We start from the raw sequence: 19,298 nt of genomic DNA, 5'->3' as shown, positions 1-19,298 counted from the left end.
CTCCAATCAGATGGCATAAGCCGCGCCCGGAGGGCTTACGGCGGGATGTCCACAGAGTTGGGGGCTAGACCTGAGATTTCAAGGGCCTGGACTTTCTTCGAGCTTGAAATGTGCTCGGGCGGTGGCAATCGGCTCCTCCGCGCTGCTCTGCCAGGCGGTGATGGCCACGTTCGCCACCCGCCGGCCCTGGCGGCAGACCTGGCACCTGGCATAGGTATCGCGAAACTGCCCGGCCCGCAGGTAATCGAGGGAGAAGTCGATGATCTTCGGCACTCCGGGCGAACCGGTGCCAATCAACAGATGCAGGGCCGCGGCCAGCTCCATGAAACCGGCGATCACCCCACCGTGCAGGGCCGGCAGCAACGGGTTGCCGATGTTGTCGCGGTTGGCAGGCAGGCGAAACAGCAACTCATCACCCTGTCGCGAACACTCGATGCCGATCAGCCTGGCGTAGGGAATCAGCTGCAGCAGTGCGGCGTAATCGCCCTGCTGGTGGGCACGCTGCACTTGTTCCTGGAAATCGTCGCTCATGGCTGCTCACCCTTGATGGCGCCGGAAAAACCTTTGCTGCCCTTGATGCCCTTGCCCATGCGCATGAAGGTGCCCACCACATGGGCAACGGGGTGCTCGGGATCGTCCTGATAGGCAAAACCGCGGGTGAAAATCACATCGCTGGTCACCCGATAGCACTGGGCAAAGCCGTACACGCTTTTGCCCGGTTCCGCCGGGTGCATGTAATCGATGCGCAGGTCCAGGGTCGGGCAGACTTCGAACTCCGGCAGGACGCACAAGGTGGCCATGCCGCAAGCGGTGTCCATCAATGAGGTCAGCGCGCCACCATGGATCACTCCGGTCTGTGGGTTGCCGACTATCTGCGGGCTGTAAGGCAGCGTCAGGGTGATGCCGTCTTTTGAAGCGCTGTGCACGCTCATGGCCAATACCTGGCAATGGCGCAGCGCCGACAAAAACCGCGTCGCACGCTCAAAAACAGGGTTTTGCTCCATAAGGCAATTCTCTAGTTGATGTCAAAACCGCTCAGTTAACGAGGCCGGTAAAAGTTCCATATTGCTGGCACTTTATATATCTTTAGCTTTCAAGGAACTTAACCTGTAGAGCCATGCTCGAAAGGCCAGAAGATATCTTCAATAAGGAGAAACACCCCATGCGTAAGACTTTAGCTATTGCCCTGATGCTGACCGCTTCCCTCGGTCTCGCTGCCTGCGATAAAAAATCCGAGGACAAAGCTCAAGATGCCAACCAACATGCTGAGCAAGCTCAACAGAAACTGAACGAAGCTCAGGATAAAGTGAACGAAGCCGCAAAAGAAACCGTCGATGCAGCCAAAGATCAGGTTGAATCGAGCAAAGCAGCTGTTGAAGAAGCTGCCAAGGAAGCCGCTCCTAAAACCAACTAATCCGGTTTTAGTGCAGCAAAAAGAAAGGTTCTTCACGGAATTCCGGGAAACACAGAAACAAGAACGCCGATTTGATTGATGATGTTCGTGCGAGCAAACACATCTAAAAAACCGGCGTTCTTATGCACGATATTAATACTTTCCTTCCTTTTTGGGAGGGCTTTTCTGTCGTCACGATCAAGCCTGATGGCGATGCCCTACAGATCGATCTGACGCCCCACACCACCCGACTCCCTTCCTGTGGTGGATGCCAAAAGCCCTGTTCAACCACTCACGAGTATTGCGAGCGAGTCGTTCGTGATTTGCCCATTCTCGGCCGTGCAGTGCGCCTCAGCGTTTTGCTCAGACGTGTTGGCTGTCGTGACTGCGGCAAACGCATGGAGACTGTCAGTTGGCTGGATCGCTATGCCCGTATGACGCGCCGCTTGGCCGATGCGGTGATTCAAGCCTGCGAACGCCTTCCCACGTTACACGTGGCTCAACTGTTTGGGTTGCATTGGGACACCGTTCGGCTGCTAGAGCGTCGCGCCTTGCAAACGGCATTGAGCGATCTGCCGAAGGCGCAACCACGGCGTCTGGTGATGGACGAGTTCGCTCTGTTCAAGGGCCATCGTTACGCCAGTGTGGTGCTGGATGCGGATACACGACGAGTGCTGTGGATCGGCGAAGGCCGCAGCCGTGCGGCGGTCAGGCCGTTCTTCGAAGAGTTGGGGCCAGAGGGTTGCGCTCGAATCGAAGCGGTGGCGATGGACATGAACACCGCTTTTGACCTGGAGGTTCGCCAGCACTGCCCCAAAGCGCGCGTGGTCTATGACCTCTTCCATGTGGTGGCCAAATATGGCCGAGAGGTGATTGATCGGGTCCGCGTTGACGAGGCTAATCGGCTACGCCACGACAAGCCTGCTCGTAAGGTCATCAAGCAAGCGCGATGGCTACTGCTACGCAATCCACAGAATCTGAAAACGCCGGAACAACAGGTTCACTTGCAGGATTTACTGGCGGCCAACCAGGCGTTGATGACGGTCTACTTGATGAAGGCTGAACTCAAAACGCTCTGGACGCCGAATACCGCTTGGAGCTGGAGATCGGCCTGGAAGCAATGGTTGCGCCATGCTCATGAAAGCGAAATACCGGCACTGATCCAGTTCGCCAAACGGCTAAAGAGTTACTGGCGGGGCATCGTCAGCCGCGTTCGCTGGCCGATGCACACCGGTCAGCTGGAAGGAATAAACAATCGAATAAAGGTCATCAAACGAATGGCGTACGGTTACCGGGATAGCGAATTCTTTTTCATGAAGATCAAGAGCGTCTTTCCCGGTATTCCGTGAAGAACCTTTTTTTATGCCTGGGATTTGTCGGCGAACCACCCTCCTTGCAGGAGCGAGGCTTGCCCGCGATCCGGGCGCCGCGGCGCATCAGCCTCATTCGGGACTGAAGCTATCGCGGGCAAGCCTCGCTCCTACAGAAGCAACCCCAAGCCACAGGCAATAAAAAAGCACCCCGCAGGGTGCTTTTTTTGATTGACGCCGAAAGGCTTATTGCGCCGGCTGGTTCTGACCCAGGATCAGCTGGCCTTCCTTGTTGACCGGAATCTGGCTGCCTGGATCACGATCCATACGCACTTGGCCTTGCTTGCCGTTCAGCTCGTACTTCACGTCATAACCCACGACCTTTTCACTGATGTCGTTGACCGTGTTGCAGCGAGTCTGAGTGGTGGTGTAGGTATCACGCTCCTGCATGCCTTCCTGCACCTTGTTACCGGCGTAACCACCGCCGACCGCACCGGCGACCGTGGCGATCTTCTTGCCTGTACCGCCGCCGATCTGGTTACCCAGAAGGCCGCCGGCCAGTGCACCGACCACCGTACCGGCGATCTGATGTTGATCCTTCACCGGAGCCTGACGGGTCACGGTGACGTCCTTGCATACTTCACGCGGTGTTTTGATCTGTTGTTTGACCGGCTGAACTGCCAGCACCTGCGCATACTCAGGGCCACTATTGACCAGCTTGTAGGTGGCAACAGCCCCCCCAGCAGTCACAGCGACGGCACCTAATACCGCACCAACCAGCATCGACTTGTTCACGTGAACCTCCTGACCATCACAAGCGGGACAAGCCCGCGCTTCTCCCTGCCTTGGAGCATAAAAAAAGGCGCGAGTTCAATACTCCCGCCTTTTCGACTGCCTGCCGGGAAGCGGAAACCGTTATGGACGGTCGTCGACTTCCTTATCGGTATTGGCCGGAGGAATCAGGTCCTCGCTGCTCAGGTTCAGCCAGATCAGCACCACGTTGGCGATGTAGATCGACGAGTAGGTACCCGCCAGAACACCCACGAACAATGCGATAGAGAAGCCCCACAGGTTGTCGCCACCGAAGAACAGCAGCGCCGCGATCGCCAGCAGGGTGGAGATCGAGGTCGCCATGGTGCGCAGCAGGGTCTGGGTGGTCGAGATGTTGATGTTCTCGATCAGGCTGGCCTTGCGCAGCACGCGGAAGTTCTCACGCACCCGGTCGAACACCACGATGGTGTCGTTGAGCGAGTAACCGATGATCGCCAGTACCGCCGCCAGCACCGTCAGGTCGAAGGTGATCTGGAAGAACGACAGGATACCTACGGTCACCACCACGTCGTGGATCAGCGAGACGATGGCACCTACCGCGAACTTCCACTGAAAGCGGAAGGCCAGGTAGATCAGGATGCCGCCCAGCGCCATCAGCATGCCGAGGCCGCCCTGGTCGCGCAGCTCTTCACCCACCTGCGGGCCGACGAACTCGACGCGCTTGACCTGCGCCGGGTTGTCGCCGCCAGTCTTCTGCAGCGCTTCTGCCACCTGGTGGCCCAGTTGCGGGTCTTCACCCGGCATCCGCACCAGCAGGTCGGTGGTGGCACCGAAGCTTTGCACGATCGCTTCGTGATAGCCGGATTCGCTCAGTTGAGCGCGAACCTTCATCACATCCGCCGGACGCTCGTAGGTCAGCTCGATGAGCGTTCCGCCGGTAAAGTCCAGGCCGTAGTTCAACCCCTTGTGGAACCAGCTGAACAGCGCCAGAACGGTCAGGAGCAGGGTGACGCCGAACGCAACGTTGCGGACGCCCATGAAGTTGATAGTACGTAACATGGCAGCCCCTTAAATCCACAACTTCTTGAAGTCACGACCGCCGAAGATCAGGTTGACCATCGCGCGGGTCAGCCAGATGGCCGTGAACATCGAGGTAAAGATCCCGAGGGACATGGTCACCGCAAAGCCTTTGACCGGGCCGGTGCCCATGGCAAAGAGAATCCCGCCGACCAGCAATGTGGTCAGGTTGGAGTCGAGAATCGCGGTGAATGCCCGGCCGAAGCCTTCATTGATTGCCCGCTGCACGGTCATGCCGGCGGCGATCTCTTCACGTATCCGCGAGAAGATCAGTACGTTGGCGTCCACCGCCATACCCATGGTCAGCACGATACCGGCGATACCCGGCAGGGTCAGCGTAGCCCCCAGCAAGGACATCAGGGCCAGCAGCAGCACCATGTTCAGCGCCAGCGCCACGGTGGCGATGATGCCGAAGAAACGGTAGATGGCGATGATGAACAGCGACACAAACAGCATGCCCCACAGCGACGCATCGATACCCTTGGTGATGTTGTCGGCACCCAGGCTCGGGCCGATGGTGCGCTCTTCGGCGAAGTACATCGGTGCGGCCAGACCACCGGCACGCAGCAGCAGCGCCAGCTCGGAGGACTCGCCCTGGCCGTTCAGGCCGGTGATGCGGAACTGGCTACCCAGCGGCGACTGGATGGTCGCCAGGCTGATGATCTTCTTCTCTTCCTTGAAGCTCTGCACCGCGACGTCTTTCTCGACACCGTCGACTACTTGCTTGGTGTAAGTGGTGGTCGGCTTCTGCTCGATGAAGATCACCGCCATGCTGCGACCGACGTTGCTGCGGGTCGAACGGCTCATCAGCTCGCCGCCGTGGCCATCGAGCTTGATGTTCACCTGTGGACGACCGTGTTCGTCGAAGCCCGCCTGGGCGTCGGTCACCTGGTCACCGGTGATGATCAGGCCACGCTCGATCAGCGCAGGAGGACGATTGCCTTCACGGAACTCGAAAGACTCGGAAGTGGCTTTCGAAGCGCCCGGCTCGGCGGCCAGACGGAACTCAAGGTTGGCCGTCTTGCCCAGGATACGCTTGGCTTCAGCGGTGTCCTGCACGCCCGGCAGCTCAACCACGATACGGTTGGCACCCTGGCGCTGAACCAGAGGCTCGGCAACACCCAGCTCGTTGACGCGGTTACGCACCGTGGTCAAGTTCTGCTTGATGGAGTATTCACGGATTTCCGCCAGCTTGGCCGGGGTCATCGCCAGACGCAGCACCGCCTGACCATTGAGGTCGGCCGGAACAATGTCGAAATCGTTGAAGTTCTTGCGGATCAGCGTACGCGCCTGTTCACGGGTCGCTTCGTCGCTGAAGCCCAGCTGAATGGCACCGTTGAGCTGCGGCAGACTGCGATAGCGCAGGCGCTCTTTACGCAGCAGGCTCTTCACATCGCCTTCGTAGACTTTCAGGCGTGCGTCGAGGGCTTTTTCCATGTCCACTTCCAGCAGGAAGTGCACACCACCGGACAAGTCCAGGCCCAGCTTCATCGGATGCGCGCCGAGGTTGCGCAGCCATTGCGGGGTGGTTTGTGCCAGGTTCAATGCAACGACGTAGTCGTCACCCAGGGCCTTGCGCACGACGTCCTTGGCTGGAAGCTGGTCTTCCTGCTTGGTCAGACGCAACAGGCCGCCCTTGCCCTTGGCCGCGATGGTCGCTGCCTTGACGTTGATCCCGGCGTCGGTGAGCGCTTTGCTCGCACGATCCAGATCCGCCTGAGTGACCTGCAACGCAGTGCTCGCGCCGCTGACCTGAATGGCCGGATCATCAGGGTATAGATTGGGAGCGGAATAAATAAAACCGATCGCCAGCACCGCCAGGATCAGTACGTATTTCCACAGAGGGTATTTGTTCAGCATCACGCCGCCCGTTTATGAAGCGGGGCGCCTTGCGCGCCCCGTCGATTGGTAAAAGATGAAACTTAGATCGCCTTCAGCGTGCCTTTTGGCAGCGTGGCAGCGATAGCGCCTTTCTGGAACTTCATCTCGATAGTGTCGGAAACTTCCAGCACTACGAAGTCATCGGTCACTTTGGTGATCTTGCCGGCGATACCGCCAGTAGTCACAACTTCGTCACCTTTTTGCAGGCTGCCCAGCAGGTTCTTTTGCTCTTTGGCGCGCTTGGCCTGTGGACGCCAGATCATCAGGTAGAAGATGACCAGGAAACCGACCAGGAAAATCCACTCAAAGCCAGTGCCAGCAGGGCCAGCAGCAGGTGCAGCAGCGTCAGCCATTGCAGTCGAGATAAAAAAGCTCATGTAACACTCCGGATAATTACAAAAGTGGGTCTAAACGTCTTTAGAACTTATTCTAAAGGCGGCACGGGCAACCCGCGTTTGGCATAGAAGGAATCGACAAAGGCGGCCAATGTACCCTGTTGAATAGCCTCGCGCAAACCAGCCATAAGACGTTGGTAATGACGCAAATTATGGATGGTATTGAGCATGCTCCCCAGCATTTCGCCGCACTTGTCCAGATGATGCAGATAAGCACGGGAGAAGTTCTGGCAGGTATAGCAATCGCAGGTCGGATCCAGCGGCGAATCATCATGGCGATGGAACGCGTTGCGGATCTTCAGCACGCCAGTGTCAATGAACAGGTGCCCATTGCGGGCATTACGGGTTGGCATCACGCAATCGAACATGTCCACACCGCGGCGCACACCCTCAACCAGATCTTCCGGCTTGCCAACACCCATAAGGTAACGAGGTTTGTCTGCTGGCATCTGGCCCGGCAGGTAGTCCAGCACCTTGATCATCTCGTGCTTGGGCTCGCCCACCGACAGGCCACCGATGGCCAGGCCGTCGAAGCCGATCTTGTCCAGGCCTTCCAGGGAGCGCATGCGCAGGTCCTGGTGCATGCCGCCCTGGACGATGCCGAACAGCGCCGCCGTGTTGTCGCCATGGGCGTTCTTCGAGCGCTGGGCCCAGCGCAGCGACAGCTCCATGGACACCCGCGCGACGTCCTCGTCGGCCGGGTACGGGGTGCATTCATCGAAGATCATCACGATGTCCGAGCCCAGGTCGCGCTGGACCTGCATCGACTCTTCCGGGCCCATGAAAACCTTGGCGCCGTCGACCGGCGAGGCGAAGGTCACGCCCTCCTCCTTGATCTTGCGCATGGCGCCCAGGCTGAACACCTGGAAACCGCCGGAGTCGGTGAGGATCGGGCCTTTCCACTGCATGAAGTCATGCAGGTCGCCGTGTTTCTTGATCACTTCGGTGCCCGGGCGCAGCCACAGGTGGAAGGTGTTGCCCAGGATGATTTCGGCGCCGGTGGCGACGATGTCCCGAGGCAGCATGCCCTTGACCGTGCCGTAGGTGCCCACCGGCATGAAAGCCGGGGTTTCCACGGTGCCACGGGGGAAGGTCAGACGACCGCGACGAGCCTTGCCATCGGTGGCGAGCAGCTCGAAAGACATACGACAGGTGCGACTCATGCTGTTTCCTCAGGACCGCGTGGCGCGGGATTGCGGGTGATGAACATCGCATCACCGTAGCTGAAAAAGCGGTATCCATGCTCGACGGCGGCCTTGTAGGCGGCCATGGCTTCGGGATAACCGGCGAACGCCGAAACCAGCATCAACAGTGTGGATTCGGGCAAATGGAAGTTGGTGACCAGGGCATCGACCACATGGAACGGCCGGCCCGGGTAGATAAAGATGTCGGTGTCGCCGCTGAACGGCTTGAGCACGCCATCGCGCGCCGCGCTTTCCAGGGAACGCACGCTGGTGGTCCCCACCGCCACCACCCGACCGCCACGCGCGCGGCAGGCCGCCACCGCATCCACCACGTCCTGGCTGACTTCCAGCCATTCGTTGTGCATATGGTGATCTTCGATGCGCTCGACCCGTACCGGCTGGAAGGTCCCGGCGCCCACATGCAGGGTCACGAACGCGGTCTCGACGCCCTTGGCGGCAATCGCCTCCAGCAGCGGCTGGTCGAAGTGCAGCCCAGCGGTCGGCGCGGCCACGGCGCCCAGGCGCTCGGAATACACGGTCTGGTAACGCTCGCGGTCCGAGTCTTCGTCCGGGCGGTCTATATAAGGAGGCAACGGCATATGGCCGACGCGCTCCAGCAACGGCAGCACTTCCTCGGCGAACCCCAGTTCGAACAAAGTGTCGTGACGGGCCAGCATCTCGGCCTCGCCGCCGCCTTCGATCAGGATCTTCGAACCCGGTTTCGGCGACTTGCTGGAGCGCACATGAGCCAGCACACGGTGGCTGTCGAGCACCCGCTCCACCAGGATTTCCAGCTTGCCGCCGGAGGCCTTCTGGCCAAACAGCCGCGCCGGAATCACCCGGGTATTGTTGAACACCATCAAGTCGCCCGGGCGCAAATGCTCAAGCAAATCAGTGAATTGACGGTGGGCCAGGGCGCCGGTGACCCCATCCAGGGTCAACAGGCGACTCGCGCGACGCTCGGCCAGGGGATGGCGGGCGATCAGCGAATCAGGGAGCTCGAAGGTAAAGTCAGCAACACGCATGATGGGGTTCGTCTAGCAGGGCCGGAAAGTTTAGCGGAAATAGCCAAAATTGACCATGAAACCTGATTGACCAACGGTAGGCACGTCTCTATACTTCGCCGCCATTGAGCCCTGATGGCGGAATTGGTAGACGCGGCGGATTCAAAATCCGTTTTCGAGAGAAGTGGGAGTTCGAGTCTCCCTCGGGGCACCAAACTTAAAAAAGACCTTGAAATTCAAGGTCTTTTTTTTCGCCTGTTGAAAAGTGCCACCTCCCCCGCGCACCAGGATTCTGTAGGAGCGAAGCTTGCTCGCGATGAACGATGACTCGGATTGACTGACACTGCACAGCGCCTGTTTCGCGGGCAATCCTCGCTCCTACGGACAAACACAGACCGGCTCAAAAGCTTCCTTGATACGCATCAAGAAGCCCGGTTTTGTGCGCCATAGACTGTCTGAAAGACATTGGAGCGATCAGACAGGCCCGATATGAGCGAAGAATCCACCGCGCGTCCCCTTCCCGAAAAAGCCACGCCAGCCGCCAAACCGACGGTCACGGCCAGTAGCAAAAGCGCCCCACGCAAACCGGCCACCCCACGCCCACGCCGGCCACGTGCGACCACTAAACCTGCCGCGGCCAAGACCGCCGAAGCTGAAATCAGCGCCATCAGCCAGCAGCCGGTCGCCCTGCAGGTGGCCAGCGCGCCCCATGGCAGCAATGAAGACAGTTCCACCGCCAAGCTGCCGGCCAGCTATCCGTACCGCAGCCGCATGCGCCGCGCCGAGTATGAAAAGGCCAAGCAGGAGCTGCAGATCGAACTGCTCAAGGTGCAAAGCTGGGTCAAGGAAACCGGGCAGCGCGTCGTGGTGCTGTTCGAGGGGCGCGACGCCGCGGGCAAGGGCGGCACCATCAAGCGTTTCATGGAGCACCTGAATCCGCGGGGCGCGCGGATCGTCGCCCTGGAAAAACCCAGCGAACAGGAACAGGGCCAGTGGTATTTCCAGCGTTACATCCAGCACCTGCCCACCGCCGGGGAAATGGTGTTCTTCGACCGCTCCTGGTACAACCGCGCCGGCGTCGAGCGGGTCATGGACTTCTGCTCGCCCCTGCAATACCTGGAATTCATGCGCCAGACGCCCGAGCTGGAACGCATGCTGTGCAACAGCGGCATCCTGCTGTTCAAGTACTGGTTCTCGGTCAATCGCGACGAGCAACTGCGGCGCTTCATTTCGCGCCGCGACGACCCGCTCAAGCACTGGAAACTCTCGCCCATCGACATCAAGTCGCTGGACAAGTGGGACGAATACACTGCCGCCAAACAGGCGATGTTCTTCCACACCGACACCGCCGATGCGCCCTGGACGGTGATCAAGTCGGACGACAAGAAACGCGCGCGAATCAACTGCATCCGCCACTTCCTGCACTCCCTCGACTACCCAGGCAAGAACCTGCGCGTGGCCCATCAACCCGACCCGGTGCTGGTCGGCCGGGCGTCGCGGGTCATGGAAGAAGACGAGCGGGTGTACAACGAAGCGGCCGCGGAGCCGGTGCGCAATCCACAGGTGACGCTCGCGTAAGCAGCCAGCCTTGAAGAGGGCCTGCTCCAGGATCGATGAAAGGTCCTGAAGCGGGTCCGACCAGCTAGATACCCTGCACCGGCAACAGCACACAGGCCTGCAACCCGCCACCGTCACGGTTGCGCAAGCGCAGTTCGCCGCCGTGCTCCAGCACGATCGCCCGCGCCGCGGAGAGCCCCAGGCCGACGCCGCCGGTGTTGCGATTGCGCGAGCTTTCCATGCGGAAGAACGGCTCGAACACCTGTTCCTGCCACTCAACGGGAATCCCCGGCCCGCGATCCAGCACACAGACCTTCACCTGCTCGGCATCCGCCACCACTTCAATCGCCGGTTCGCTGCCATATTTGATGGCGTTTTCCAGCAGGTTGCTCATGACCCGCTTGAGCCCCAACGGGCGGCCGAAATACACCAGGCGCGGCGGACCACTGAACGCGATGTCGATGGACTGGTCGCGGTAATCGTCGACCAGGGTTTGCAGCAGCTCCGCCAGATCGAAAGACGTCGCCTCCTCCAGCCGCGCATCGTCGCGGAAGAACTCCAGGGCCGAATTGATCATCGCCTGCATCTCATCGACGTCATGGAACAACCGGCGCTGCTGCTCGGAGTCCTCGATGAACTCGCCACGCAGGCGCATGCGAGTCAGGGGGGTACGCAGGTCGTGGGAGATCGCCGCGAGCATCTGCGTGCGCTCCTTGATGAAGTGCTGCAACTGCGCCTGCATGGCGTTGAATGCGAGGATCGCCTGGCGAATCTCGTGGGGGCCGACCGGCTCGATAGGCGGCGCGCGAAAATCCACGCCAAACCGCCGCGCGCCCAGGGCGAACTGCTGCAGGGGCCGGGCCAGGCGGCGGGTGGCGATCAAGGCGACCAGGACGGTGGACAACAGCACCAGACCGATCACGATCAGATTGCGCGGTCCCTCATCCAGCCCCCAGTTGCGCGAGAGCGAGGAGAACATCAGCCAGGAGCCATCGCTCATCTGGATCAACAACGCATACGGTCCGCCCGGCTCCGGCCAGTCGCTGGGCTGGTAGGCTTCAATGTGCCCCGCCCCGGGCCTGAGCAGCTGTTTCAGTTTCGTCGAGCCCTCGCGGTACTCCGGCTCATCGACTACCGGCACCTCGATATCCCGTCGCGTCGGGTGCCAAGTCACGCTCAGGCCGTGGTCGCTGACTGACTCGGCCAGGCGCGCGCGCTGCCCCGGCTCCGAGGCGTCGATCATATTGCTGATGGAGGCGATCTTTTCCACCAGGCCGGATTCGCTCAACGGCGGTTTGGCCCAGACTCCGGCCAATTGCACGAACAGCGCATTGAAGGCCAGCGCGGTGAGCATCGCCATCAGGGTGGTCAGGGCGATCCAGCGGGCGATGGTGTCGCGCGGGCCGCCCGGCTTGTGTCTCACTTTCATTGGCGGGTCACGCTGGGGGTGAACAGGTAGCCGCCATTGCGCACCGTGCGAATCATCGCCGGGCGCTTGGTGTCGAACTCCAGCTTGCGTCGCAGGCGGCTGACCTGCACATCGATGCTGCGATCGAAGGCGTCATGGGCCTGCCCGCGCGCCAGGTCGAGCAACTGTTCGCGGCTGAGGATGCGTTGCGGATGCTCGACGAACACCAGCAGCAGGTCGAACTCCCCCGCCGACAGCGGAATCATCACCTGATCCGGCGAGCGCAGCTCGCGGCGGGTCAGGTCCAGTTGCCAATCGGCGAACCTGATCAGCGGCCGCGGCACCTCCCCGACCACCGGCCGGCTCTCTCCGGCCCGGCGCAGCACCGCGCGCACTCGGGCCAGCAGTTCGCGGGCATCGAAGGGTTTGCTCAGGTAATCGTCGGCGCCCATTTCCAGCCCCACCACGCGGTCGCTCAATTCGCCCATGGCGGTCAGCATGATCACCGGCACGGCGTGCTGCTGGCGCAGGCGCTGACACAGGGTCAGGCCGTTTTCCCCCGGCAGCATCAGGTCGAGAATGATCAGGTCCGGCACCTGCCGCTCCAGCGCCGCCCACAACGAAGCGCCCTCGGTGGCGACTTCCACCGAGTAGCCGTGTTGCACAAAAAATTTCTTCAGCAGCGCGAGGACCTCAAGGTCGTCGTCCACAATCAACAGACTGCTCACCAGTGCGTATCACTCAAGCTCGGAAAGTACTGTCATTCAAAACCATTGGCCGCGGCCCGTCATATATTTCAACGCGGTAACAAACCGACAACCCCGCAATAAAGCAGACATCTTCAGGCAAAACGTCCATGCCAGCATCGGCCTCCCTGTTCCCAAGGTCGTCCGCCCATGCGCTCACTCCTGTGCTCCACCCGCCTGTGTCGTCATACCGCCCTGCTGCTGTCCCTGTCCTACCTGGCGGGCTGTACCAGCCCGGGGCCTGCCACTCAACCCGACTGCGCGAAGGTCGACTATCCGATCTATGACCCCGCCGAGCCGGTCAACCGTGGCGTATTCGCCTTCAACAAGGCCGTTGACGACTACGCACTGGCACCGGTCGCCCGCGGTTACCGCCACCTGCCGGACTTCATGCAACAGGGCGTGCATAACTTCGCGAGCAACTTCGGCGAACCCAAGGTCTTCATCAACGACCTGTTGCAAGGCAACCCGCAACGCTCGGTCAACAGTCTGGGGCGCTTTGCGGTCAACACCACGGTTGGCGTACTCGGCCTATTCAACGTTTCGGACCCGCTCGGCATCCCGCGCCACACCGCCGACTTCGGCCAGACCTTCGGTGTGTGGGGCATCGGCAACGGCCCCATCGTCGAACTGCCGCTGCTGGGCACCGACAACAGCCGCGACTCGGTGGGCAAGATCCTCAACTTCGTGGTCTCCCCCTTCGGCGACAACAGCGACACCGTACAGACTCTGGGCACCGTCGCCATGGTCGGCGGCGTAGTGGACGGCCGCGCCGCCCTGCTGCCGCTGACCGACAGCCTGAAAACCATGCCCGACTACTACAGCGCCCTGCGCGACGTGAACGCCGAACACCGCGCTGCCTTCGTACAGGAAGGCAAGCAAGGCGCTACCAGCCCCGCCAAACATCGTTGTGAAGGAGCGACCCATGATGACTTCTGAAACCGACGCCCTGGTCCTGCTGCAACGCGTGGCCAAACACGGCGATGCCTCCCTGCAATGCCGCGAAGTCAGCCTGCGCCTCTCGGCCGACCAACAACACCTGACCCTCAGCCGCTACAGCGAACACTACAGCCCCGAAGGCCTGGAATGGGTCGAGCGCCAGCACCGCATCAGCGTGAGCGAGTTGATTCGTTGGGTGATCAAGCAGGGGGAACCGCAGGTGTTGGTGCGAGGGGTGGACAGTGGTCTTGCGTCGTGATGCCAGCCAAGGGGTAAGGCGTTTCAGGATCGCCTGATTCAGCCGGCTGATAGGCGTTGTTACGTTCGAGGCAAATTCCTCATGGAGAACGTAGCTCATGGCCTTTGTCATCAGGGAAGGCGACCCCACTACAACCGGCGGCAAAGTCATTGCCGGATCAGCCACCACCTTTGTTGTGGATCAACGGGTCGCCCGCATTGCCGACCCGGTCTGGTGCCCGGTGTGCCAGACGGTGGGTTTTATCGCCGAAGGCCATCACACCTGGGCGGATAACCACCAAGCCACGGCGGTGGAGGGTGGCCTTGTGCAGTGTGGCTGCCCGACCGGGGCCAACCGCCTGATCGCTACTCAGCGGACAGTCTGCTCCGGGAATCAGCCCGCTATCCCGCTCGACAGCGATTACGTCGGGCCCGCGGTGATCAATACCCAGCGCTGGGCCGATGCTATTCATAAGGGCTACCCGCAAAACGAATTTGCCGATGCGGTGCCGCGGGATCGGGTACGCGGCCTGACCGTTGCTCACGGCGATATTGTTTCCCCGCCGCTGTCCGTGCAGGACACGCAACACCTCGTAGAACCGGGTTTTCATATTGTGCAAACACCGATGACCCGCGCCGCGCTGGAGACGGTGCTGTTCGGCCAGGCCGACGAGGCTGTGCTGGAGAAATTCCGTCGGCTCAATCCTCAGCTATCGAGTCCTGCCAAACTTGGGCAACTTGTTGTGCTCAGTCATCCCGACAACTACCAATGCACCCGTGAAGAAGCCTTGCTGATGGAAGCGGCGGAGAAGGTCAGTGCGGCATTGGCGTCCATGAGCGATGAGGAAGCGGCCTTTATGCTCAAGTATCGGGTGCAGGTTGAATCGATACTGTCCTATGGTTCGACTGCTTTAGGTGTTAGCACGGCGGCCGTGGGCAACCATATGGACAGCTTGAAAAGAACCTTGCTGGATATCGAAGAACTCCATCAGAAGTTCTTTCTGCGGGATGGGCATTTGCGCAGCGTTGAGTTCTTCAGTGAAAGAAAAGAGCTGTTCGTGCAGTTGGACGCTAGCCTGCTGTCCATTACAAAAATGAGCATTGCCTTTCCTGACCACCCCAGCCTTAAGAGTGCCCTGGGGATTTCCAGTCGCAGCCTGGTGCATCGCTGGACTCAGGCGGGCGCAGTGGGGCAGATACCGGGGTACGCCACGCATATTGAGGGTGTTTCCCGGGCGTCCAGGATTCTAAAGTGGGGTGGTTGGATTGGGACGGCTCTTGGTGGTGGGGCCTCTTATGTGAAGGTGCAGGATGTTTGTTTGGCGGGAAGCAAGGAGGCGTGTGAGAAGGTGAAGTTTACCGAGACGGGGAGTTTTACAGGCGGGGTAGCTATCGGGGCAATCGCTACTCCCTTTATAAACTCCGGCGCGGCAACTATCTGTGTTGCGGTTGCAGCGTCCACCGGTGGTATCGGGGGGCTTGCATGTGGCCTGGTACTGATCGGCGGAGGTACCTATGCAGCCGGAAAGGCGGGGGAAGGCGGCGGGAAGTTTCTTGGAGAACTGCTTTATGGAACAGAAAAATGAACGAAATAACGACTGCACATATCGTACTTGGCTTTTTTATGGCGGGAACTATTCTCGGGGCCTTCATTATGATTGGTGTGCACCTCTATTGGATTCGCAACCATTTGAATGAGGCACTTGAGCACTTCAAGAACAGCCCCATCGTCAATCAACAAAGGGGGTTTCTGTATTTCGGAACCTGGGGAAAGATGGCGGTGATTGGGGGCATAGCAGGCTTTCTGGCGCACTCCGGTTACTTTATTAAAAGGGGGCTGCTAGATGCTGATGAGGTCGATAGTTTTCCTGAACCACTCAAGAAAAAATTGATCGCCTCGCATTATATTCTGGGAGGGCTGCTGACAAAGTTCTTCATAGAATATGCAGTGATGGAGTTGATTACGTAGCAAAAGCCAGCGCTGAACAAGTATTTGAGTCAACACGAAAATAACAAGCAGCGACATTCACCTCAGACAAGGACAACCCCATGACAGACCTCAAACCCTCGCAACCGGGGGCTGTCGACGCTATTGCCTACAACCGGGCCTCTTCGGCCGTGCAGCGAGCATTTACCTTGTTGCAGCAGCGCGTCTATCCCGAGCCGGATGCGCCTGAAGAAGCGCAGGTCGCACCGCTGCACGATCCTGTGTTCGACGCATTCTCGTTCTATATCTGCACGCACGACAGGGTGGTCAGCTATGCCGCCGTTGCCATGAAGACCATCGAGCATGCTGGCGACACCTTCGACATTGGCGGGCTCAGCTGTGTCATGACCGATCCCGACTATCAGGGGCAAGGCCTGGGGTTGAGGACAGTCGCCGCGGCCACCCGCTGCATGGAGCACAGCCATCTCGATATTGGCGTCTTCACCTGTGATCCACCCTTGGCGCGTTTCTATGCCCGGGCTGGTGGTTGGACGATTGCGCCGGATGTGGTCCTGACCGGCAACCGGCACGACGGGGCGTTGCGCAGCGATACGCTGGGTAAAGTCGTGCTGTTGCGGCTGTTTTCCGCGAAGGCCAGGGCGGCGGCGTCGGATTTTGCCAGCGGGGTCATCGACCTGGGCCTGCCAGACGGGCAGTTTTTATAGCAGCGGCGATGGTGGTGGGCTGGGAGTCTCGTGTACTCCATCCAGCGTATCAGCGACAGTGCCGACGCCATCGCGGGCAAGCCTCGCTCCTACCCGTTCTCTGAGCCCCGATGAACGCGAGGCTTCAGCCTTTTTCGGCTCGTCTGCTGGCGGGTCGGTGCTATCTGGGCCGGCCTCACGGGGCCCCCGTCTTTCTTGGATATCCCCTATCCGATTCGAGTACCTGGTGTTCTCAGCGTTGTCATCGCGAACAACTCCCACCCTCTGGTGAATGAAGCTTTTGTGACAAAAGTTCGGTAGCACTTAGCCAGTCCCGTCATGGATATGTGACGCGCTTGAGGGGGCCTTCTGGCCACTGTTCTGAGCCGAGGCGGGACGCCGGGAGTGAGGTTATGGGGACTATGGAACGCTACGCGAAAGTGGGCATGCAGGAGCTGGATCAGCGGCTGTCGAAGATAGTCGAAGCCGCGCGCAAGAAGCCGGTATCGGTCTATCGCTACGGTGCGCCGTGGGTCTGGATCGTTTCCCAGGATGACTGGCAGGGCGCCTTGAAGGAGGTGTCGAGCTATATCCCACCGGGCCATTCGCTGGTGTTGCTGCGCCCGCAGATCGACGCCTTGCTCGACCAGCACCGCGACATTCTCCAGGGCCTGGATGCCGAGCCCGGCATGCTCATCGCCCCACGCACGGTGATGCACATCCTGCTGTTGCAGCTGCTGTATTCGGTGCCCGGCGAGCAGCAGTTGTACGAGCAACTCAATTACAACCTGCTGTTTCGCTGGTTCGTCGGCCTGGACCTGAACCAGAAGGTCTGGAGCCTCGGCGTGCTGAGCCGCGACATCGCCACGCTGTTGAACGACGCACGGGCGGTGCTGCTGATCCAGAAAATCATCGGTGAAGTGTTCTGTGGCGCCTTGCTGCAAATGCCCGAGTTCTCGTTGAACTTCGCGCTGCTGCACAGCTGGCTGGCCAAGCACGCCACGACATCGACCTTGAGCAATTGATGCGGCCAAACGCCGTACAGACGGCGACGGCGGTTTCGACGCGGTTCGACATTCTTGGAAATCTAGGGGGCGGTGTGGAGCATCTGTTCGATAGGGGGCGGCCGGGGCCGACCAGGCGCTGGCTGCCGGTGTGCGGCTGGCTGGCGCTGGTCGCGCTGAGCCCGCCGTTGTTGGCCGAGGAGGGCGGCCCGGTGGAAAGCGAACCGGTGCCAGGCAGCGCATCGCAAGGCGAGGCCGCGCCTGCGCGGCTGGTGGATGTGAATGAGTACTTCGTGCGCGGCAACACCGTGCTCGATGCCCGGGCCATCGAAGAGGCGGTGTATCCCTTCCTCGGCCCGCAGAAGGCCCTGGGCGATATCGAGGGCGCCCGCGACGCGTTGCAGAAGGTCTACCAGGCCCGCGGTTACCAGTCGGTGTTCGTCGAGTTGCCGGAGCAGAAGGTCGAGGACGGCATCGTCTACCTGCAGGTCAGCGAGACCAAGGTCGGGCGGGTGCGGGTGGTGGGGGCCAAGCATTATTCGCCGGTGGAAATCCGCGACGAGGTGCCGGCGCTGCAGGAAGGCCAGGTACCGGATTTCGCCAAGGTCCAGGGCCAGCTGGCGAGCCTGAACAAGACTCCCGGGCGTCAGGTCATGCCGCTGGTCCGCGAAGGCCAGCGCCCCGGCACCATGGACGTCGACTTGCAGGTGGAGGACCAGAACCCCTGGCAGGCCAGCATCGGCCTGAACAACGACTACAGCGCCGACACCAAGCACCTGCGGGCGGTCACTAGCCTGGGCTACAACAACCTCTGGCAGCTGGGCCACAGCATTTCCCTGACCTATTTCACCGCGCCCGAGGACCAGGACAACGCCAAGGTCTGGTCCGGTTCCTACACCGCACCGCTCAATGAGCGCTGGAGCCTGCAGTTCGCCGGCTACAAGTCCGACAGCAACGTCGCCACCATCGGCGGCAGCAACGTGCTGGGCAAGGGCCATTCCTACGGCTTGTCGCTGATCTACAGCCTGCCGGCCAGCGGCGCCTGGGCCAACTCGTTCTCGGTCGGGGTGGATTTCAAGGACTTCGAGGAAGAGCTGAGCCTGGGCGGTGAAAGCGACAAGGTGCCGCTCAAGTACGCGCCGTTCACCTTCGCCTACAACGGCTTCCGCTACACCGAGACCTCCCAGCTGGGCCTCGGCCTGAGCCTGGTGGCCGGCACCCGCAGCCTGTTCGGCTACAGCAGCTCGGACGAGGACTTCGACTACAAGCGCTACCGCGCCAACCCCAGCTTCGCCGTGCTCAAGGGCGATCTGAATTACACCTACACCTTCGCCAACGATTGGCAGAGCGCATCCAAGGCCGCGTTCCAGCTGGCCTCGGGGCCGCTGGTGTCCAACGAGCAGTTCTCCGCCGGCGGCGCCACCTCGGTGCGCGGCTACCTGGCGGCCGAGCGCACCAGCGACGACGGCTACCTGTTTTCCCAGGAACTGCGCACGCCGTCCCTGGCCAAGTACCTGGGCGGTTATGTCAACGAATGGCGCTTTTACGCCTTCGCCGAAGGGGCCCGGATGTACCTGCGCGACGAGCTTCCCGACCAGGAGGCCGACTACAGCCTGGCCAGCGTCGGCCTGGGCACCCGCGCCAGCTTGAGCAAATGGCTTTCCGGCAGCCTGGACTGGGGTTACCCGCTGCTTGATGGACCGAACACCCAGAAACAGGACTCGCGCGTGCACTTCAGTGTGCAGGCGACGTTTTGATCTT

At 60.6% G+C, this 19,298-nt stretch carries 20 protein-coding genes and 1 tRNA gene; 11 read left to right on the top strand and 10 right to left on the bottom strand.

Translation table 11 applies throughout. The features are described 5' to 3' along the window. Positions 1 to 78: 78 nt before the first annotated feature. Both DK261_RS16520 and DK261_RS16515 read right to left on the bottom strand, forming a co-directional pair. Positions 79 to 531: a PaaI family thioesterase gene (locus DK261_RS16520; RefSeq protein ID WP_009047774.1), complete on the bottom strand. Its 453-nt coding sequence runs from the start codon at positions 529 to 531 to the stop codon at positions 79 to 81. Beyond that, positions 528 to 1,004 (bottom strand): PaaI family thioesterase, encoded by a 477-nt coding sequence (locus DK261_RS16515; protein ID WP_110176020.1) that lies wholly within the window; start codon positions 1,002 to 1,004, stop codon positions 528 to 530. Before DK261_RS16515 ends, DK261_RS16520 begins: the two co-directional genes overlap by 4 nt. Before the next feature lie 158 nt (positions 1,005 to 1,162). Between DK261_RS16515 and DK261_RS16510 the strand changes: the two genes are divergently transcribed. After that, positions 1,163 to 1,414, top strand: a complete 252-nt coding sequence (locus DK261_RS16510; protein ID WP_009047772.1) for a hypothetical protein — start codon at positions 1,163 to 1,165, stop codon at positions 1,412 to 1,414. A 122-nt stretch (positions 1,415 to 1,536) separates the two neighbouring features. Then, positions 1,537 to 2,742, top strand: coding sequence for an ISL3 family transposase (locus tag DK261_RS16505; protein ID WP_110176019.1), 1,206 nt, complete (start codon positions 1,537 to 1,539; stop codon positions 2,740 to 2,742). Between the two features lie 207 nt (positions 2,743 to 2,949). Here the strand turns inward: DK261_RS16505 and DK261_RS16500 are convergent, their stop codons facing one another. From DK261_RS16500 to queA, 6 genes are all read right to left on the bottom strand, one after another. Further along, complete coding sequence (locus tag DK261_RS16500) at positions 2,950 to 3,498, bottom strand: glycine zipper 2TM domain-containing protein (RefSeq protein WP_009050644.1); 549 nt, start codon at positions 3,496 to 3,498, stop codon at positions 2,950 to 2,952. A gap of 120 nt (positions 3,499 to 3,618) precedes the next feature. Beyond that, complete coding sequence (secF, locus tag DK261_RS16495; RefSeq protein WP_009050645.1) at positions 3,619 to 4,533, bottom strand: protein translocase subunit SecF; 915 nt, start codon at positions 4,531 to 4,533, stop codon at positions 3,619 to 3,621. A gap of 9 nt (positions 4,534 to 4,542) precedes the next feature. Next, positions 4,543 to 6,411: a protein translocase subunit SecD gene (secD, locus tag DK261_RS16490; protein WP_009050646.1), complete on the bottom strand. Its 1,869-nt coding sequence runs from the start codon at positions 6,409 to 6,411 to the stop codon at positions 4,543 to 4,545. Positions 6,412 to 6,473: 62 nt separating this feature from the next. Continuing rightward, positions 6,474 to 6,809, bottom strand: coding sequence for a preprotein translocase subunit YajC (gene yajC, locus DK261_RS16485; protein ID WP_007929510.1), 336 nt, complete (start codon positions 6,807 to 6,809; stop codon positions 6,474 to 6,476). Positions 6,810 to 6,856: 47 nt separating this feature from the next. After that, positions 6,857 to 7,972, bottom strand: a complete 1,116-nt coding sequence (gene tgt / locus DK261_RS16480) for a tRNA guanosine(34) transglycosylase Tgt (RefSeq protein WP_162096445.1) — start codon at positions 7,970 to 7,972, stop codon at positions 6,857 to 6,859. A gap of 14 nt (positions 7,973 to 7,986) precedes the next feature. Further along, complete coding sequence (gene queA, locus DK261_RS16475; protein ID WP_028683321.1) at positions 7,987 to 9,036, bottom strand: tRNA preQ1(34) S-adenosylmethionine ribosyltransferase-isomerase QueA; 1,050 nt, start codon at positions 9,034 to 9,036, stop codon at positions 7,987 to 7,989. 108 nt (positions 9,037 to 9,144) lie between these two features. Between queA and DK261_RS16470 the strand changes: the two genes are divergently transcribed. Both DK261_RS16470 and ppk2 read left to right on the top strand, forming a co-directional pair. Beyond that, positions 9,145 to 9,229, top strand: a tRNA-Leu gene (locus DK261_RS16470). A 275-nt stretch (positions 9,230 to 9,504) separates the two neighbouring features. Then, a complete protein-coding gene (gene ppk2, locus DK261_RS16465) occupies positions 9,505 to 10,593 on the top strand; it encodes a polyphosphate kinase 2 (RefSeq protein WP_028683332.1) in 1,089 nt (362 codons plus the stop codon). Between the two features lie 64 nt (positions 10,594 to 10,657). On the opposite strand, the gene DK261_RS16460 is transcribed toward ppk2, so the two are convergent. Together DK261_RS16460 and DK261_RS16455 are read right to left on the bottom strand one after the other, a co-directional pair. After that, positions 10,658 to 12,001 (bottom strand): cell wall metabolism sensor histidine kinase WalK, encoded by a 1,344-nt coding sequence (locus DK261_RS16460; protein WP_110176018.1) that lies wholly within the window; start codon positions 11,999 to 12,001, stop codon positions 10,658 to 10,660. Next, the gene (locus DK261_RS16455; RefSeq protein WP_009050668.1) at positions 11,998 to 12,708 is read right to left on the bottom strand and encodes a response regulator; all 711 of its coding nucleotides are present in this window, start codon (positions 12,706 to 12,708) and stop codon (positions 11,998 to 12,000) included. Before DK261_RS16455 ends, DK261_RS16460 begins: the two co-directional genes overlap by 4 nt. A 168-nt stretch (positions 12,709 to 12,876) precedes the next feature. Here DK261_RS16455 and DK261_RS16450 point away from each other — a divergent pair, with 168 nt between their 5' ends. The 7 genes from DK261_RS16450 to DK261_RS16420 all read left to right on the top strand — a co-directional run bounded on the left by DK261_RS16450 (position 12,877) and on the right by DK261_RS16420 (position 19,294). Continuing rightward, entirely contained in the window at positions 12,877 to 13,665 is a 789-nt protein-coding gene (locus DK261_RS16450) for a VacJ family lipoprotein (RefSeq protein WP_110176017.1), read from the top strand. Beyond that, positions 13,652 to 13,924, top strand: coding sequence for a hypothetical protein (locus tag DK261_RS16445; protein WP_101283410.1), 273 nt, complete (start codon positions 13,652 to 13,654; stop codon positions 13,922 to 13,924). Before DK261_RS16450 ends, DK261_RS16445 begins: the two co-directional genes overlap by 14 nt. 97 nt (positions 13,925 to 14,021) lie before the next feature. Continuing rightward, positions 14,022 to 15,488 carry a PAAR domain-containing protein gene (locus tag DK261_RS16440; RefSeq protein ID WP_110176016.1) on the top strand — a complete coding sequence of 489 codons (1,467 nt, stop codon included), beginning with the start codon at positions 14,022 to 14,024 and terminating at the stop codon, positions 15,486 to 15,488. Then, on the top strand, positions 15,485 to 15,871 hold the full coding sequence (locus tag DK261_RS16435) for a hypothetical protein (protein ID WP_028682433.1): 387 nt from the start codon (positions 15,485 to 15,487) through the stop codon (positions 15,869 to 15,871). Before DK261_RS16440 ends, DK261_RS16435 begins: the two co-directional genes overlap by 4 nt. An 80-nt stretch (positions 15,872 to 15,951) precedes the next feature. Further along, positions 15,952 to 16,554 (top strand): GNAT family N-acetyltransferase, encoded by a 603-nt coding sequence (locus tag DK261_RS16430; RefSeq protein ID WP_110176015.1) that lies wholly within the window; start codon positions 15,952 to 15,954, stop codon positions 16,552 to 16,554. A gap of 392 nt (positions 16,555 to 16,946) precedes the next feature. After that, the gene (locus DK261_RS16425) at positions 16,947 to 17,558 is read left to right on the top strand and encodes a transposase (protein WP_169897782.1); all 612 of its coding nucleotides are present in this window, start codon (positions 16,947 to 16,949) and stop codon (positions 17,556 to 17,558) included. Beyond that, complete coding sequence (locus DK261_RS16420; protein WP_371923079.1) at positions 17,558 to 19,294, top strand: ShlB/FhaC/HecB family hemolysin secretion/activation protein; 1,737 nt, start codon at positions 17,558 to 17,560, stop codon at positions 19,292 to 19,294. The genes DK261_RS16425 and DK261_RS16420 overlap by 1 nt, the downstream gene beginning before the upstream one ends. Positions 19,295 to 19,298 lie beyond the last annotated feature (4 nt).

Origin of the sequence: Pseudomonas sp. RW409, assembly GCF_003184125.1 — a bacterium.
In the GTDB taxonomy this organism is placed as follows: Bacteria; Pseudomonadota; Gammaproteobacteria; order Pseudomonadales; family Pseudomonadaceae; genus Aquipseudomonas; species Aquipseudomonas chlororaphis_I.
This window is presented reverse-complemented; position numbering and strand designations above follow the sequence as displayed.